Raw genomic sequence first — 16,120 nt, 5'->3', positions numbered from 1 at the left:
ATTCGTCACAAAAATCATGAACACAACGAACGAACTTTCCGCTGCAACGGACGTGCGCGCCCTGCGCGTGAACGGCCAGCGCCTCTGGGACTCGCTGATGCAGCTCGCGCAGCTCGGCGCCACCGAGAAGGGCGGCGTGTGCCGCATCGCGCTCACCGACCTCGATCGCCAGGGCCGCGACCTCTTCACGCGCTGGGCGCGCGAGGCTGGCTGCGAGGTGCGCGTGGACGCCATCGGCAACATCTTCGCGCGCCGCGCGGGCCGCAACAACGCGCTGCCACCCATCACCACCGGCAGCCACATCGACACGCAGCCCACGGGCGGCAAGTTCGACGGCAACTACGGCGTGCTCGCGGGGCTCGAAGTGATCCGCAGCCTGAACGACGCCGGCATCGCCACCGAGTCGCCGGTCGAGGTCGCGGTGTGGACCAACGAAGAGGGCTCGCGCTTCGTGCCCGTGATGATGGGCTCGGGCGTGTTCGCCGGCGCCTTCACGCTGGAGCACGCGCTCGCGCAGCGCGACACCGAAGGCGTGAGCGTGGCCGAGGCCCTGTCGGCCATCGGCTATGCGGGCGCCGTGCCCGCCTCGGCGGTGGCATCGCCGGTCGGCGCGTACTTCGAGGCGCACATCGAACAGGGCCCGGTGCTCGAAGCCAACGAGCGCGTCATCGGCGTGGTCGAGGGCGCGCTGGGCCAGCGCTGGTACGACGTGGTGGTGCAGGGCATGGAAGCCCATGCGGGCCCCACGCCGATGGAGCTGCGCAAGGACGCGCTGCTGGCCGCCGCCGAACTCGTGGTCGAGGTGAACCGCATCGCGCTCGCGCATGCGCCGCACGGGCGCGGCACGGTCGGCTGGATCGACAACTACCCGAACTCGCGCAACGTGATCCCGGGCCGCGTGAAGCTCAGCGTCGACCTGCGCGCGGCCGACGACGTGGTGCTGTCGGCCATGGACGCGGCCCTGAAAGAAGCCGTGCAGCGCATCGCCACGAAGGGCAAGGTCGAGGCGACGGCCGAGCAGGTCGTGTACTTCCCGCCGCAGCCGTTCACGCCCGCGCTGGTGTCGGCCGTGCGCGAGGCCGCGCAGGACCAGGGCATGACATGGATGAACGTGATCAGCGGCGCCGGCCACGACGCCGTGTACCTCGCGCGCGTGTGCCCCGCGGCGATGATCTTCGTGCCCTGCCTGGACGGCATCAGCCACAACGAGATCGAGGACGCGCAGCCCGACCACCTCGAAGCCGGTTGCAACGTGCTGCTGCAGGCGATGCTGCAGAGCGCGGGAGTGGCCGCGTGAAGGCGGCGCTTCGCCGCATCGGCCTTCACTGCGTGATGGCGATGGGCATGGTCGCGACGTCGGGGGCGGCCCTGGCGGCTGGAGAGCCGATCCTGGTCGGCCAGTCCGCGGTGCTCACCGGCCCGTTCACGCCGAACAGCCTCGCGTTCATGGAAGGCCAGACGCTGTTCCTCGATCAGTTGAACAAGGCGGGCGGCGTCGGTGGCCGGCCCGTCAAGATGATCACCTACGACGACGCCTACATCCCCGAGAAGGCCGCGGCCAATGCCGAGAAGCTGCTCGGCACGGACCGCGTCGTCTGCCTGTTTGGAACCATGGGCACGGGCATCGGCGCGGCCATGGTGCCGGTGGCGGCGAAGTACGACAGCTTCATCTTCGGCGGGCTGACCGGCGCGGCGGTGCTGCGCGGGCCGAAGGTGCCGATCTACCACGTGCGGGAATCGTATGCCGACGAGGTTTCGCGTGTGATGAACCACCTGACGACCGTGGGCCTGACGCGCATCGCCATCGTCTCCAGCGACGACGCCTACGGCAAGGGGATCGAGAAGGATGCGCTGGCCGCGCTTGAGAAAAGCAAGCAGCCTGCGCTGCTGTCGCTGCGCTTCGATCCGAAGGAAAAGGACCATCCCGCCATCGCGCAGCAGGTCATCGCGAGCGGGGCGCAGGCGGTGTACGTCATCGCGGCCGGCACGCCGGCGATCAACATCATCCGCTCGCTGGTGGCCGCGCCGATCCATCCGCAGATCTACACGAACTCGGTGGCGAGCTCGTTCCTTCTGTACAAGGAACTCGGCGACAAGAGCCGCGGCATCGTGCTGTCGCAAGTGGTGCCGCCGTTCTGGAAGACACGCTTTCCCATCGTCGACGAATACCAGCGCGCGCGGAAGGCCGCGGGCAGCGAAGGCGAAGGCTCCTACCTGGGGCTGGAGGGCTACATCACGGCCAAGGCCTTTGCGGAATCGCTGCAGCGCGTGAAGGGGCCGATCACCACCGAATCGCTGCGCCGCAGCATCGAGAACTCGCCGCCCATGAACCTGAACGGCTTCACGGTCGCGTTCCGTCCCGACAACCGCAACGGCTCCAGCTTCGGTGACATCACCATGCTGGGCAGCGCCGGAAAGTTTGCCCAATGAAAGTCCTGATCGCACGTCTCAACCACGAGACCAACACCTTCTCGCCCGTGCCCACCCCGCTCGCGGCCTTCGGGCCCGACGGCCCGACCTTTGGTGCGCAGGCCTACACCGACAACAAGGGCATGCGCACCGCGATGTCGGCCTTCATCGACCTGGCCGAAGCGGCGGGCGCGCAGCTCGTCACGCCGGTGTCGGCTTCGGCCAACCCGAGCGGGCCGGTCGATGCGCAGGCCTACACCACGCTCACGCAATGCATCGTCGATGCGGCGCCGGGTTGCGACGCCATCCTGCTCGACCTGCACGGCGCGATGGTGGCGCAGAACAGCACCGACGGCGAAGGCGACCTGCTGGTGCGCCTGCGCGCCGCCGCGCCCGGCGTGCCGATCGGCGTGGCGCTGGACCTGCACGCCAACGTGACGCCCGCGATGGTGGAGAACGCCGACGTGATCGTCGGCTTCAAGACCTACCCGCACGTCGACATGTACGAGACCGGCGAGCACGCCGGCCGCCTGCTGTTCGACCTGCTGGCCGGGCGCAGCCAGCCGCACATGCGCTGGCGGCAGCTGCCGCTGATGGCGCACACGCTGCGCAGCGCCTCGTTCACCGGCGCGATGCAGCGGGCCATCGAGGCGGCGTGCGCGGCGGAGGAATCCGAGTCGCTGGCGGTGTCGATCCTGGCGGGCTTCTCGCTGTCGGACATCGCCGCGCCGTGCATGAGCGTGATCGTGGTCGATGCGCAATCGCCCGCGCGCGCACAGGCCACGGCCGACCGCATCGCGGCGCAGATGTGGGCCGAGCGCGAGGCCTTCATCTACCGCAGCGAGCCGCTGGCCGAGTCGGTCGCGCGCGCGAAGCTCATCGCGGGCGGCGCCACGCGCCCGGTGCTGCTGCTCGACCACGGCGACAACTGCATGTCGGGTGGCAGCTGCGACACCATGGACGTGCTGCAGGAAGCGCTGGCGCAGGGCCTGGACGGCATCGGCGTCGGGCCGCTGTGCGACCCCGAGGCGGTGGCCGCGCTGGTCGCGGCGGGCGAGGGCGCCGAAGTGACGGTGGCGCTGGGCAACAAGGTGTCGCTGGAAGGCATCGGCCTGAAGAAAACGCCCGTGCGGCTGACCGGCATGGTGCGAACGGTCAGCGACGGCGAGTACGTGATCACCGGCCCCACCTACACCGGCCAGCGCAGCAGCATGGGGCGCACCGTGCTGTTCGACATCGGCGCGGCGCGCATCGTCGTCACCGAGCGCACGCAGGAGCCGTGGGACATCGGCGTGTTCGAGTGCGCCGGGCTCGACCCGCGCACCGAGCGCTTCCTGCTGCTGAAGTCGCGCATGTACTGCCGGCCGGTGTTCGAGCCACTGTCGGCGGCGCTGGTGGAGTGCGACAGCCCGGGCGTGACGAGCTCGGACTACAGCCTGTTCCCGTTCAGCCAGGTGCGCCGGCCGGTGTTTCCGCTCGACGCGAACGCGGCGATGGACGCGTCGGCATAACCTGCCACGTCATCGACGCGCGGCGCGTGCCCCGCGACCATTCCTTCACCCCGCGCTGTTGCGGGTCGAACCCTCGAAAGGAACAGTCGCCATGAACACCGCCGCCCACGACGCCCATGCCATCGCCACGGGCTACATCGCCGTCTGGAACGAGACCGACGCCGCGCGCCGCGCCGCGCTCATCGACGCTGGCTGGACCGCCGACGCCCGCTATGTCGACCCGATGGCACAGGCCAGCGGCCGCGAGCAGATCAGCGCGCTGGTCGGCGCGGTGCACCAGCGCTACCCGGGCTTTCGCTTCCACCTGCTGGGCAAGGCCGAGGCGCACGGCGACAACCTGCGCTTCTCGTGGACCCTGGGCCCGAGCGGTGCCGACGACCTGATCCAGGGCACCGACTTCGCGCAGCTGGACGCGGGCAAGCTGCGTGCGGTGACGGGTTTTCTCGACAAGGTGCCTGTGGGCGCCTGAAAGGGGGGTCAGTCGCCCGTGGGCCGACCGCGCCAGAGCTTGCGGTAGACCGTGGCGCGGCTGATGCCCAGCGTGCGCGCCGCCTCGGCCACGTTGCCGCGCGCGTCGCTCACCGCCTTGCGGATCAGCGCGGTTTCCACGTCGCGCAGGCGGGGGCGGCCATCGGTGGCGTCGCCGGGCATGCCCGGGACGCCGCCATGCTCGCTGCCGCCGCGCTGGGCCCGCACCTGCACGCGCAGGCCCGACCACAGCGGCACCTCGAGCATGGCGTCGCCGCGCCGGGCGGCGTCGAACATCATGTGCAGCGGCAGCGCGAACAGGTCGTTGAAATGCAGGCCGCCGGCATGGCAGACCAGCGGCTGGTGCAGCATCTGCCGCGCCGCCGCGTTGGCGCCGGTGACATGGCCGGCGGCGTCGATGCACAGCAGGCCTTCGGTGGTCTCGCTGCTCGGGCAGCCGGGCCAGAGCAGGCGCAGCAGCAGCTCGCAGGGCTCGCGCTGCACCAGCAGGTTCTCGATGCTGCGCGCCGACAGCGTGGCCAGGTGGCGCAGCTCGGGCCGCTCGACCACCTGCACGCCCGTGAGGTCGAGCATGCCGATGCAGTCGCCCCGGGGCCCGAAGAGCGGGGCGCCGGCGCAGCTGTACACACTGGTGTCGTCAAAGAAGTGTTCACCCCGGTGCAGCCACACCGATTCCTGCTCGGCCAGCGCCGTGCCGATGGCGCTGGTGCCGATGGCGCTTTCGGACAGGTCGACGCCGATGCGCCCGATGTCGCGCGCATAGCGGGCGGCGGGGTCGGTGCCGTCGGGCAAGGTACCCACGTCGACCACGATGCCGCGGGCGTCGGTCAGGATGGCGAAATAGCGGGTGTCGGCGATGGCGCGCGAGAGCCGTTCGATCACCGGACGCGCCGCCGTGACCAGGGCCCGGTTGCATTCCGTGACCTCGCGGCTGGCGGTGCGGCTCACGGGCTCGAAGCTCACGCGCTGCTGGGGCCGACGGCCGGCCTCCAGGCAGCGCTGCCAGGAGCGCGTGATGCCCGGGTCGACCCGCACGCTGCCGCGCGGGCGGGGGCCGTCGCCGTCGATCAGCTCGCGGCGCGCCTGCGCAATGGCCAGCGAGCGCTCAGCAGGAGGGGGGACGGCGGAAGCGGACATCATCGTGAAAGTTCTTCTTCGCGCGGGGAGGGCTGCTTTTGCGGGCCGGCCGGTTGGCAAGCTGTTTCATTTTGAGAATTTCCCGCGCTCTGTGCAAGTGTCAAGGGTTTTTGCCTAGGATAGTGCGAAAGGGCGGCATCCAAGATGCCTCGCTGAACCAGCCATCACCTTTCACGGAGACAGCCACATGCAGGTCGCTTTCAAGGTCAACGGCCGGCCGGTCACGGTCGACGCCCCACCCAACACCTTCCTTGTGCACGCGATCCGCGAGCACCTCCACCTCACCGGCACCCACGTCGGCTGCGACACCGCCCAGTGCGGCGCCTGCACGGTCCACCTGAACGGCCGCGCGGTCAAGTCGTGCAACATCCTGGTCGCGCAGGCGGCCGGCGCCGACGTCACCACCATCGAGGGCGTGGCCGCCGCCGACGGCACCATGCACCCCATGCAGGCGGCCTTCAAGGAATGCCACGGCCTGCAGTGCGGTTTCTGCACCCCGGGCATGGTCATGAGCGCCATCGACCTGTGTACCCACCACCCCAAGTCGAGCGAATCGGAGATCCGCGAGTTGCTCGAGGGCAACCTGTGCCGGTGCACGGGCTACCAGAACATCGTCAAGGCCGTGAAGATGGGCGGCGAGGCCATGGCATCGGGCAATCCGGTGCCGACCCAGCAAACCACGGTCACGGCCTGAGGAGAGCGACATGGGCGCTTCCGACTTCTCCAACCTGCCGCACATCGGCGAGGCATTGCGGCGCAAGGAAGACTACCGCTTCCTGACCGGCGCGGGCAACTACACCGACGACATCACGCTGGCCAACCAGAGCCACGCCGTTTTCGTGCGCTCGCCGCACGCGCACGCCGTCATCAAGTCGATCGACATCGCCGAGGCCTCGAAGATGCCCGGCGTGGTCGGCATCTTCAGCGGCAAGGACATCGAAGGAAAGATGGGTGGGCTGCCCTGCGGCTGGCTCATCAACAACCCCGACGGCACCCCCATGAAGGAGCCGATGCACCCGATCCTGGCGATCAACAAGGTGCGCTACGTGGGCGACCACGTCGCCATGGTGGTGGCCGAGACGGTCGAGCAGGCCAAGAACGCGGCCGAGGCCGTGGTGGTCGACTACGACGTGCTGCCCGCCCTGGTGAGCGTGGCCGACGCCGCCAAGAAGGCCAGCGGCGTCACCCTGCACGACGAGGCGCCCGACAACCAGTGCTACAAGTGGGCGCTGGGCGACAAGGCGGCGGTCGATGCGGTGTTTGCCACCGCCGCGCACGTTACCCAGCTCGACCTGGTCAACAACCGGCTCGTGCCCAACCCGATCGAGCCGCGCGTGGCCATCGGCAGCTACGCCCGTGGCACCGACGACTACACGCTCTACGTGTCGAACCAGAACCCGCACGTCGAGCGCCTGCTGATGACGGCCTTCGTGCTGGGCCTGCCCGAGCACAAGGTGCGCGTGATCGCGCCCGACGTGGGCGGCGGCTTCGGCTCCAAGATCTTTTTGTACGCCGAAGACGTGTGCCTGACCTGGGCGGCCAAGCAGCTCAACCGCAACATCAAGTGGACGGCGGAGCGCTCGGAGTGCTTCCTGTCCGACGCGCACGGTCGCGACCACGTGAGCCACGCCGAAATGGCGATGGACAAGGACGGCAAGTTCCTGGCCATGCGCGTGCACACCGACGCCAACCTGGGCGCCTACCTGTCGACCTTCTCGACCGCGGTGCCGACCATCCTGTACGCCACGCTGCTGGCGGGCCAGTACACCACGCCGCAGATCTACGTCGAGGTCGATGCCTGGTTCACCAACACCTCGCCGGTCGATGCGTACCGCGGGGCCGGGCGGCCCGAGGCCACCTACCTGCTGGAGCGCCTGGTGTCGCGCTGCGCCTGGGAAATGAACCTGGGCCAGGACGAGATCCGCAAGCGCAACTTCATCACCAGCTTCCCGTACCAGACGCCCGTGGCGCTGCAGTACGACACCGGCGACTTCCATGCCTGCATGGACAAGGCGCGGGTGCTGGCCGAGGTCGACGGCTACGCCGCGCGCAAGGCGGCGACCGAGGCCAAGGGCAAGCTGCGCGGCATGGGCTATTCGAGCTACATCGAGGCCTGCGGCATCGCGCCGTCGAACATCGCGGGGGCGCTCGGCGCGCGCGCGGGCCTGTTCGAGTGCGGCGAGATCCGCGTGCACCCGACCGGCAGCGTGACGGTGTTCACCGGCTCGCACAGCCACGGGCAAGGCCATGAAACCACCTTCGCGCAGGTCGTGGCCGCGCGCCTGGGCATTCCGGTCGAGAACGTCGACGTGGTGCACGGCGACACCGGCCGCGTGCCCTTCGGCATGGGCACCTACGGCTCGCGCTCCATCTCGGTGGGCGGCGCGGCCATCATGAAGGCGCTCGACAAGATCGAGACCAAGGCCAAGAAGATCGCCGCGCACCTCATGGAGGCGAGCGACGCCGACATCGAGTTCGCCAACGGCGAGTTCACGGTCAAGGGCACCGACAAGAAGATCCCGTTCGGCCAGGTGGCGCTCACGGCCTACGTGCCGCACAACTACCCGCTCGACAAGCTCGAGCCGGGCCTGAACGAGACCGCCTTCTACGACCCGACCAACTTCACCTTCCCGGGCGGCACCTACATCTGCGAGGTCGAGATCGACCAGCAGACCGGCGAGGTCAAGGTCGACCGCTTCACCGCGGTGGACGACTTCGGCACCATCATCAACCCGATGATCGTGGAGGGCCAGGTGCACGGCGGGCTGGTGCAGGGCATCGGCCAGGCGCTGCTCGAGAACTGCGTGTACGACAACGAAACCGGCCAGCTGCTCACCGGCAGCTTCATGGACTACGCCATGCCGCGCGCCGGCGACTTCCCGCAGTTCAAGCTCGACACCGTCTGCACCCCCTGCACCCACAACCCGCTGGGCACCAAGGGCTGCGGCGAGGCGGGCGCCATCGGGTCGCCGCCGGCCGTCATCAATGCCGTGCTCGATGCGCTGGCGCCGCTGGGCGTCAAGGATTTCGACATGCCCGCTTCGTCCAGCCGCGTCTGGGAAGCGATGCAGGCCGCCGCCAAGCCCTGAACGACACAAGAAATAACAGAGAAGGAATCACCCCATGTATGCCTTCACACTCGAACGGCCCGCCAGCGTGGCGGACGCGGCCCGGCTCATCGCCGCGGGCGGCAAGCCACTGGCCGGCGGACAGACCCTGCTGGCCTCGATGAAGCTGCGGCTGTCGGCGCCTGAACAACTCGTCGACCTCGGCGGCATCAAGGAACTCACCGGCATCAAGAAGGACGGCGGCGCGATCACCCTCGGTGCCATGTCGCGCCACCTCGACGTGGCGAACAATGCCGACGTGAAGGCCGCGTACCCGGCGCTCGCCGACCTCGCGTCGCGCATCGGCGACCGGCAGGTGCGCGCGATGGGCACCGTCGGCGGCTCGGTGGCCAACAACGACCCGGCGGCGTGCTACCCGAGCGCGGTGCTGGCCTCGGGCGCGACCATCGTCACCTCGAAGCGCGAGATTGCGGCCGACGACTTCTTCCAGGGCCTGTTCACCACGGCACTTGAAGAAGACGAACTGATCGTCGCCATCCGCTTCCCGATTCCGAAGCGCGCGGTGTACGAGAAGCTGCGCCAGAAGGCCTCGAACTTCCCGCTGGTCGGCATCTTCCTGGCGCAGTACGACAGCGGCGTGCGCGTGGCCGTCACCGGCGCGGGCAACGGCGTGTTCCGCCATGCCGGGCTCGAGGATGCGCTCAACAAGAGCTTCACCGCCGCGTCCGCCGCGGCCGTGAAGATCGACGCGAGCGACCTCAACAGCGACCTGCATGCCTCGGCCGCCTACCGCGCGAACCTGATCAGCGTGCTGACCCAGCGCGCCGTGACCAAAGCACTCGGCTGAAGCAGCCCAGCGCCGCCGCCCACCGGAAGGCGCGACACCCTCGCGTCTTCCGCTACGCTTGCCCATGATCTTCCCGACCATCGACGCCCTTTCCGACGGCTTGCGGCAGGCCGGCTACTTTGCTGACCGTCGCCTGGCCACCGCGGTGTTCCTCGCGCTCAAGCTGCAGCGCCCGCTGCTGCTCGAAGGCGAGCCCGGCGTCGGCAAGACCGAGCTGGCCAAGGCGCTGTCGACGGCCCTGAACCGCGAGCTGCTGCGCCTGCAGTGCTACGACGGCATGGAGCAGCGCGAAGCGCTCTATGAATGGAACTACGCCGCGCAGCTGCTGCACATGCGCGCGGCCGAAGCCACCGGGGCGGCACGCGACGTGGAGGCCGAGGTCTACCAGCCGCACTACCTGATCCGCCGCCCGCTGCTGCAGGCGCTGCAGACGCCGGCCCCCGGCTCGGTGCTGCTGATCGACGAGGTCGACCGCGCCGACGAGCCCTTCGAAGCCTTCCTGCTCGAGTACCTGGGCGAGTACCAGGTCAGCATTCCCGAGCTGGGCACCGTGCGCGCCGTGGTGCCGCCCGTCACCTTGCTCACCAGCAACCGCACGCGCGAGCTGAACGATGCCGTGAAGCGGCGCTGCCTCTACCACTGGCTCGACTACCCCGAGCGCGAGCGCGAGCTCGCCATCGTGCGCGCGCAGGTGCCGCAGGCCGGCGAGGCGCTGTCGGCGCAGGTGGCGGCGTTTGTCGCGCGGCTGCGCTCGGCGCCGTTCGTCAACGCCTTCCAACGCGCGCCCGGCATCGCCGAAAGCGTGGAGTGGGCGCGGGCGCTCATTGCGCTCGACACCGTCGAACTCGACCCCGAAGTGGTCGTCGACACCGCCGGCATCCTGTTCAAGCAGCGCGACGACGTGGCGGCGCTGACGCACGAGCTGGCCTCCGACCTGCTGAGGCCCGAGGAACCGCTCGCGAGCTGAGCGAGGCCGAGGCACCTACATGGCCGGCATCCAGCAACTCGGCGACGTCCGCAGCGGCAAGCTGGCGGGCAACATCGCCGCCTTCGGCCGCGCACTGCGCCGCGCCGGCGTGCGCACCGACGCCATGCGCATCGCGCTCGCCACCGAGGCGGCCACGCTGGTCGGCGTGGAAGACAAGCTCGATCTGGGCGCCGCCATGGAAGCCGTGATGGTCAGTCGCGAGCAAGACCGGCTGGTGTTCCGCGAACTCTTCGACGCGTGGTTCCGCGACCCCGAGCTGGCCAACAAGCTGCTCGCCCAGATGCTGCCCAGCGCCGAAGGCAAGGCCGAGCCCTCCAAGCGCCGCCCGCGTGTGCGCGAGGCGCTGAGCCCGCCGCGCGACGCCGTGAAGCCCGCGGCGCCGACCAAGCCCGACGAGGAGATCAAGTTCGACGCCGCCATGACGGCCAGCGACCGCCAGCGGCTGCAGCATGCCGACTTCAACGCGCTCGGCGCGGCCGAGTACCGGCTGGTCGAGAGGCTGGCGCGCGACATCACGCTGCCGGTGCCCGAACTGCCTGCGCGCCGCCTGCGCCCGGCGGGCGACGCCGGCCGTGCGCACGCGCGCATGCACTGGCCCGGCGTGCTGCACGAGGCGGCCCGCACCGGCGGCGAGATCCTGCGCCTGCCCCGGCTGGCGCGGCGCGAGCAGCCCTTGCCGCTGCTGGTGCTGGTCGACGTGTCGGGCTCGATGGAGCGCTATGCGCGCCTGCTGCTGGCCTTTCTGCATGCCGCCACGCGGCGGGCCGGCCGGCGCGACGTGTTCGCCTTCGGCACGCGGCTGACCGACCTCACGCCCGCCTTCCGGCTGGCCGACACCGATGCCATGCTGGGGGCCGCCAGCCTGGCCATCGACGACTTCGCAGGCGGCACGCGGCTGGGCGGTTCGCTGGCCGAGCTGCGCCAGTCGCATGCGCGCCGGCTCATCGGCCGGCGCACGCTGGTGCTGGTGATCAGCGACGGCCTCGACACGGGCGAGCCCGCGCAGCTCGAGACCGAGCTGCAGTGGCTGAAGCGCCATTCGCGCCGGCTGCTGTGGCTCAACCCGCTGCTGCGCTTCGAGGGCTACGCCCCTCTGGCGCGTGGGGCCGCCGTGCTGCACCGCCATGCGGACGCGATGCTGGCGGTCCACAATCTGAATGCACTCGAACAGCTGGCCGCCAGCCTGGCCGCGCTGATGCGCGCCAGTCGCTAGGCCAGCGCCCAGGAAGGAACAAAGGAAACCCACCATGGAAATGCTCGGAAACCGCCGCCTCGGCATCACGCAACAACAGGCCTGGGACGCGCTCAACGACCCCGAGACGCTCAAGAAGTGCATCCCCGGTTGCGACAAGTTCGAGCTCACGGGCGACAACACCTACAGCGTGGCGCTGGCCGTGAAGATCGGCCCGGTGTCGGCCAAGTTCAGCGGCAAGGTGATGCTGTCGGACATCGTCGCGCCCGACGGCTACAAGCTCACCTTCGAGGGGCAGGGCGGCGTGGCGGGGTTTGCCAAGGGCTCGTCGAGCGTGTCGCTCAAGCCGGTGGCCGTGGCCGACAGCGCACCCATCGCAGAGGGCGCACCTGCTGCCGAAGCCGCCCCGGTGACTCCGACCCCTGCCGGCTGCGAACTCGACTACACCGTGCAGGCCCAGGTCGGCGGCAAGATCGCCCAGCTCGGCCAGCGCCTGATCGACGGCGCGGCCAAGTCCACCGCCGACGATTTCTTCAAGCGCTTCGAGGCCGAGATGCAAAGCCGCTACGGCCCGCCGCCCGCACCGCCCGAGGAAGCGGCGGCCGAGGCGCCCGCCGAGAAGGCCGGCGTGATGTCGGGCCTCATGAAGAAGATGGGCTTCGGCAAGAAGGACGGTGACGACGCCGCCACCCCGGGCGACGCCGCCTGACACACAGGGTCCTGCCATGGAAAACCTCGACGTCATGGTGCTGCGCACGCTGCGCGACTGGCGGCGTGCCGGCAAGCGCGCGCTGCTGACCACCGTGGTGCGCACCTGGGGCTCGTCGCCGCGGCCCGTGGGCTCGATCATGGCGCTGGCCGAAGACGGCGCCGTGGTCGGCTCGGTCTCGGGCGGCTGCATCGAAGACGACCTCATCGCGCGCTACAGCCACGCCCACGGCAAGGGCGAAGACGTGCCGCTGGGCGCGCCGCCCGCGCTCGTCAAGTACGGCATCACGGCCGACGAGGCGCACCGCTTCGGCTTGCCCTGCGGCGGCACGCTCGAGCTGCTGCTCGAATACGCGCCCGACGCCGACACGCTCGACACGCTGGTCGCCGAACTCGAACGCGGCAAGCTCATGCGCCGCACGGTGACGCTGGCCACCGGCGCGGTGCGGCTGGCCGAGGCGACCGCGCCCGACGAGCTCACGGTGAACGACACCGAGCTCACCAACACCTTCGGCCCCGAGTACCGCATGCTGCTGATCGGTGCCGGCCAGCTCGCCGAGTACCTGGCGACCATGGCCAAGTTCAGCGGCTTCGCCGTGACGCTGTGCGACCCACGCGCCGAGTACCGCACCGCGTGGACGCTGCCCGGCGTGACGATCACCACCGAGATGCCCGACGACGCCGTGCTGGCCTTCAAGCCCGACCGCCGCAGCTGCGTGGTCGCGCTCACGCACGACCCCAAGCTGGACGACCTCGCGCTGCTCGAAGCGTTGCAGAGCGAGGCCTTCTACGTGGGCGCCATCGGCTCGCGCCGCAACGCCGATGCGCGGCGCGACCGCATGATCGAGCACTTCGACCAGACGGCCGAGTCGCTCGCGCGCCTGCGCGGGCCCATCGGCATCTTCATCGGCAGCAAGACGCCGCCCGAGATCGCGGTGAGCGTGATGGCGGAAATTCTGGCGGTGAAGAACGCGGTGACCTTGCCGCGCGAAGTCGAAGTGGCGCGCGCCAAGGAAATCCAGCAGCTGCAACCCAGCTGAGCTGAACCGACCTGCTGCGCGGGGCTCAGTCCACGCCCAGCAGGTCGTAGATGCGGCGCACGTACTCGCCGAACTCGGGGCTGGTCTTCACGTGCAGCTTGCGCGGCTCGGGCAGATTGATGCGAAAGAAGTCGGCCATGCGTGCCGGCCCGGCCGTGAGCACGGCGCAATGCGAGCCCAGGAACACCGCCTCCTGGATGCTGTGCGTGACCACGATGAAGGTCTTGCGGCTGCGCTCCCAGATGCGCAGCATCTCCAGGTTCATCTTCTCGCGCGTGAGCGCATCGAGCGCACCGAAAGGCTCGTCCATGAGCACCAGCTTCGGGTCGTGGATGAGCGCACGCGCGATGGCCGCGCGCTGCTGCATGCCGCCTGAGAGTTCGTAGGGCAGCTTGTCGGCGAAACCCGTGAGGCCGACCATGTCGAGCAGTTCGTGCGCGCGTGCCTTGGCGGCCTTGCGGTCCAGCCCGAGGATGTCGGCGGGCAGCAGCACGTTCTCCAGGATGGTGCGCCACTTCAGCAGCAGCGGCTGCTGGAACACCATGCCGACGTCGCGGCCCGGGTTGAAGCCCGTACCGCCAGGGCCGCCGATCTCGAGCGTGCCGCCGTCGTGGCCGTGCAGGCCCGACAGAATCTTCAGCAGCGTCGACTTGCCGCAGCCCGAGGGGCCGACCAGCGAGATCATGTCGCCCGCATGCACGTCCATCGTGACGTCGGAGACGGCGAGGAACTCCTCGTTGCGCTTGCGGTAGACCTTGCGCAGCTGCCGCATGCGGATCAGCGGCGCCTCCTGCGCGGGCGCGAGTACGGCGCTCATGCGAGCCACCGTGCCAGGTTGTCGCGCACGAAGGCGTCGTCGGCGAGGTCGCCATGCTGGCGGTAGACGCGGTCGATTTCCGCCGGCTGGCCCTTGCCCAAGCCTTCTTCGGGGTCGAGGCACCAGATGCCTTCGAGCAGGCCCTGGCGCCGCAGCACCTCGTGGCAGCCCGCGATGCAGCCGTGGAAGTTGTTCGCCACGTCGAAGAAGGCGGCGTTGCAGTCGGTCACGCGCGAATCGAGTGCGAGCAGGGCGGGGCTCAGCGCGCCGCCGCTGGCGGCCAGCTCGGCCTTGATCTGCTGCAGCTGGTGTACCGCACTCGATGTCCACACCGACCAGTGGCCCAGCAGGCCGCCGCGAAAGCGCACCTGCACGGGCGCACCGTCGCGCATCGCGGCAAAGGGCAGCGCCAGGTCGAGCACGATGTGGTCGTCGTTGCCGGTGTAGAGGAACACGCGCTCCTCGGCGCGCGCATCGACCAGCCCGCGCACCACGTCGATGCTGCGGTAGCGGTTGAAGGGCGCGACCTTGATCGCCAGCGCATTGGGAATGAGCGCGAAGCGGCGCCAGAAGTCGCTCGACAGGATCGGGCCGCCGACCACGGTCTGCAGGTAGAAGCCGATCAGCGGAATCTCCTGTGCCACCGCCTCGCAATGGGCGATGAGCGCGTCTTCCGACGAGCCGGCCAGCGCCGCGAGGCTCAGCAGCCCCGCGTGATAGCCGAGAGCCACGGCGGTGCGCGCCTCGGCCTGCGCCTGCGCGGTCGGGCCGCACAGGCCCGCGATCATCGCCATCGGGCGGTCGTTCCAGGCCAGGCGGTCTTGCATCGCGGCTTCGAGCACGGTGGCATACAGGCCGCGCTCGCGGATCGCGAACTGCGTGGTGTGCACGCCCACCGCGAGGCCGCCCACGCCGGCATCGACGTAGTAGCGCGTGAGCGCGCGCTGGCGCTGGCGGTCGAGCTGGCGATCGGCGTCGAGTGCGAGCGGATGCGCCGGGATGACGGTGCCTTGCGACAGCAGCGCAAGCACGTCGGCGGGAAGGTCGGAGCGGTTCAGTGGCATGGGCGAAGGTCCTCAGGCGAACTCGGGGCCGGCGATGGCGTGGATGAAGGCGGGGTGTCCGGTGGGCGGCTGCGCGCCTTCGCGCGTGGCCAGCGCCATGCGTGCGAAGCCGCGTTGGGGCGTGAAGCCGGCGGCGTGCAGCGCGGCGGTCATGGTCTTGCGGTCGTCGGGCACGTCGACGTAGATGCGGCCGTCGATGCCGCGCGCAGCTTGCGTCAGCAGCGCGGCGGCGACGGCTTCGTCCGACGACAGCAGCGGCCCGATGTGGTGTGCGGTGCGGCCCGCGCGCACGAGACCGAAGCCCAGGCCGTTGCGCACGCAGCGGCTGTCGTCGCGCCCGAGCAGGTCGGCGAGCACGGTGGGGCGTGCGAAGCCCAGCGCCTGCGCGTCGAGCGCCGCCAGGTTGTCGAGGGCTGGCTTGTCGGTGGCGAGCGATGCGGTGGCGGGTGCGGCCTCGCGCTGCCAGCGCGTGAGGCGCCACAGCGGCGTGAAGCCGAAGCTCGCATAGAGCGGCTCGCCCTGCGGCGTGGCGTCGAGCATGGCGACGAGGCCAGCGGCTTTCACTTGCTCAAGGCAGCGCGCGAACACCGCGCGACCCAGGCCTTGCCCCCGCGCGGCAGGCATCACGAGGATCATGCTGATCCAGGCCACGCCTCCCATTGGCAGCACCGCGCCGCTCGCGACGAGCTGGCCCTCGCCGTCGCGCACGCCATGCACCGTGCCGAGCCGCTCGAACAGCCGCCAGTCGTGCGCGGTCTGGTTCCAGCCGCTCGCGGCAACCAGCGCGTCGAGCATCGGGGCGATGCCGGGCGTGATCGACGAGAGTGCTTCGACGGCGGGCATGGTCATG

The 16,120-nt window shown here is 69.9% G+C and carries 15 protein-coding genes; 11 read left to right on the top strand and 4 right to left on the bottom strand.

Annotation, left to right across the window (positions count from 1 at the left end; genetic code table 11):
* The first annotated feature begins 16 nt into the window (after positions 1–16).
* From AC1RAA_RS11535 to AC1RAA_RS11520, 4 genes are all read left to right on the top strand, one after another.
* On the top strand, positions 17–1,297 hold the full coding sequence (locus AC1RAA_RS11535; protein ID WP_492729263.1) for a Zn-dependent hydrolase: 1,281 nt from the start codon (positions 17–19) through the stop codon (positions 1,295–1,297).
* A complete protein-coding gene (locus AC1RAA_RS11530) occupies positions 1,294–2,430 on the top strand; it encodes an ABC transporter substrate-binding protein (protein ID WP_492729265.1) in 1,137 nt (378 codons plus the stop codon). The genes AC1RAA_RS11535 and AC1RAA_RS11530 overlap by 4 nt, the downstream gene beginning before the upstream one ends.
* A complete protein-coding gene (locus AC1RAA_RS11525; protein WP_492729267.1) occupies positions 2,427–3,920 on the top strand; it encodes a M81 family metallopeptidase in 1,494 nt (497 codons plus the stop codon). Before AC1RAA_RS11530 ends, AC1RAA_RS11525 begins: the two co-directional genes overlap by 4 nt.
* A 91-nt stretch (positions 3,921–4,011) precedes the next feature.
* Complete coding sequence (locus AC1RAA_RS11520; protein WP_492729268.1) at positions 4,012–4,389, top strand: nuclear transport factor 2 family protein; 378 nt, start codon at positions 4,012–4,014, stop codon at positions 4,387–4,389.
* An 8-nt stretch (positions 4,390–4,397) separates the two neighbouring features.
* Here AC1RAA_RS11520 and AC1RAA_RS11515 read toward each other — a convergent pair whose 3' ends face one another.
* The gene (locus AC1RAA_RS11515) at positions 4,398–5,546 is read right to left on the bottom strand and encodes a helix-turn-helix domain-containing protein (RefSeq protein WP_492729834.1); all 1,149 of its coding nucleotides are present in this window, start codon (positions 5,544–5,546) and stop codon (positions 4,398–4,400) included.
* 187 nt (positions 5,547–5,733) lie between these two features.
* Between AC1RAA_RS11515 and AC1RAA_RS11510 the strand changes: the two genes are divergently transcribed.
* The 7 genes from AC1RAA_RS11510 (at position 5,734) to AC1RAA_RS11480 (ending at position 13,389) form a co-directional block, all read left to right on the top strand.
* Positions 5,734–6,240 carry a (2Fe-2S)-binding protein gene (locus AC1RAA_RS11510; protein ID WP_062468730.1) on the top strand — a complete coding sequence of 169 codons (507 nt, stop codon included), beginning with the start codon at positions 5,734–5,736 and terminating at the stop codon, positions 6,238–6,240.
* Positions 6,241–6,250: 10 nt separating this feature from the next.
* Positions 6,251–8,635 (top strand): xanthine dehydrogenase family protein molybdopterin-binding subunit, encoded by a 2,385-nt coding sequence (locus AC1RAA_RS11505; protein ID WP_492729270.1) that lies wholly within the window; start codon positions 6,251–6,253, stop codon positions 8,633–8,635.
* A 34-nt stretch (positions 8,636–8,669) separates the two neighbouring features.
* Positions 8,670–9,461, top strand: coding sequence for an FAD binding domain-containing protein (locus tag AC1RAA_RS11500; RefSeq protein ID WP_095744326.1), 792 nt, complete (start codon positions 8,670–8,672; stop codon positions 9,459–9,461).
* 64 nt (positions 9,462–9,525) lie between these two features.
* Positions 9,526–10,428, top strand: coding sequence for an AAA family ATPase (locus AC1RAA_RS11495; protein WP_095744327.1), 903 nt, complete (start codon positions 9,526–9,528; stop codon positions 10,426–10,428).
* 19 nt (positions 10,429–10,447) lie between these two features.
* Positions 10,448–11,662 carry a vWA domain-containing protein gene (locus AC1RAA_RS11490; protein ID WP_492729272.1) on the top strand — a complete coding sequence of 405 codons (1,215 nt, stop codon included), beginning with the start codon at positions 10,448–10,450 and terminating at the stop codon, positions 11,660–11,662.
* 34 nt (positions 11,663–11,696) lie between these two features.
* Positions 11,697–12,350, top strand: a complete 654-nt coding sequence (locus AC1RAA_RS11485; protein WP_492729274.1) for an SRPBCC family protein — start codon at positions 11,697–11,699, stop codon at positions 12,348–12,350.
* A 16-nt stretch (positions 12,351–12,366) separates the two neighbouring features.
* Positions 12,367–13,389, top strand: coding sequence for an XdhC family protein (locus AC1RAA_RS11480; RefSeq protein WP_492729276.1), 1,023 nt, complete (start codon positions 12,367–12,369; stop codon positions 13,387–13,389).
* 25 nt (positions 13,390–13,414) lie between these two features.
* Here AC1RAA_RS11480 and AC1RAA_RS11475 read toward each other — a convergent pair whose 3' ends face one another.
* Genes AC1RAA_RS11475 through AC1RAA_RS11465 form a run of 3 tightly spaced genes read right to left on the bottom strand, consistent with a single transcriptional unit; the run spans position 13,415 to position 16,119 of the window.
* Complete coding sequence (locus AC1RAA_RS11475) at positions 13,415–14,206, bottom strand: ABC transporter ATP-binding protein (protein WP_139701848.1); 792 nt, start codon at positions 14,204–14,206, stop codon at positions 13,415–13,417.
* Positions 14,203–15,270, bottom strand: coding sequence for a dihydrodipicolinate synthase family protein (locus tag AC1RAA_RS11470; protein WP_492729278.1), 1,068 nt, complete (start codon positions 15,268–15,270; stop codon positions 14,203–14,205). Before AC1RAA_RS11470 ends, AC1RAA_RS11475 begins: the two co-directional genes overlap by 4 nt.
* Before the next feature lie 12 nt (positions 15,271–15,282).
* Positions 15,283–16,119, bottom strand: a complete 837-nt coding sequence (locus tag AC1RAA_RS11465; RefSeq protein ID WP_492740571.1) for a GNAT family N-acetyltransferase — start codon at positions 16,117–16,119, stop codon at positions 15,283–15,285.
* Position 16,120 lies beyond the last annotated feature (1 nt).

The organism is Variovorax sp. GW823-FHT04F07 (assembly GCF_058795995.1).
This window is presented reverse-complemented; position numbering and strand designations above follow the sequence as displayed.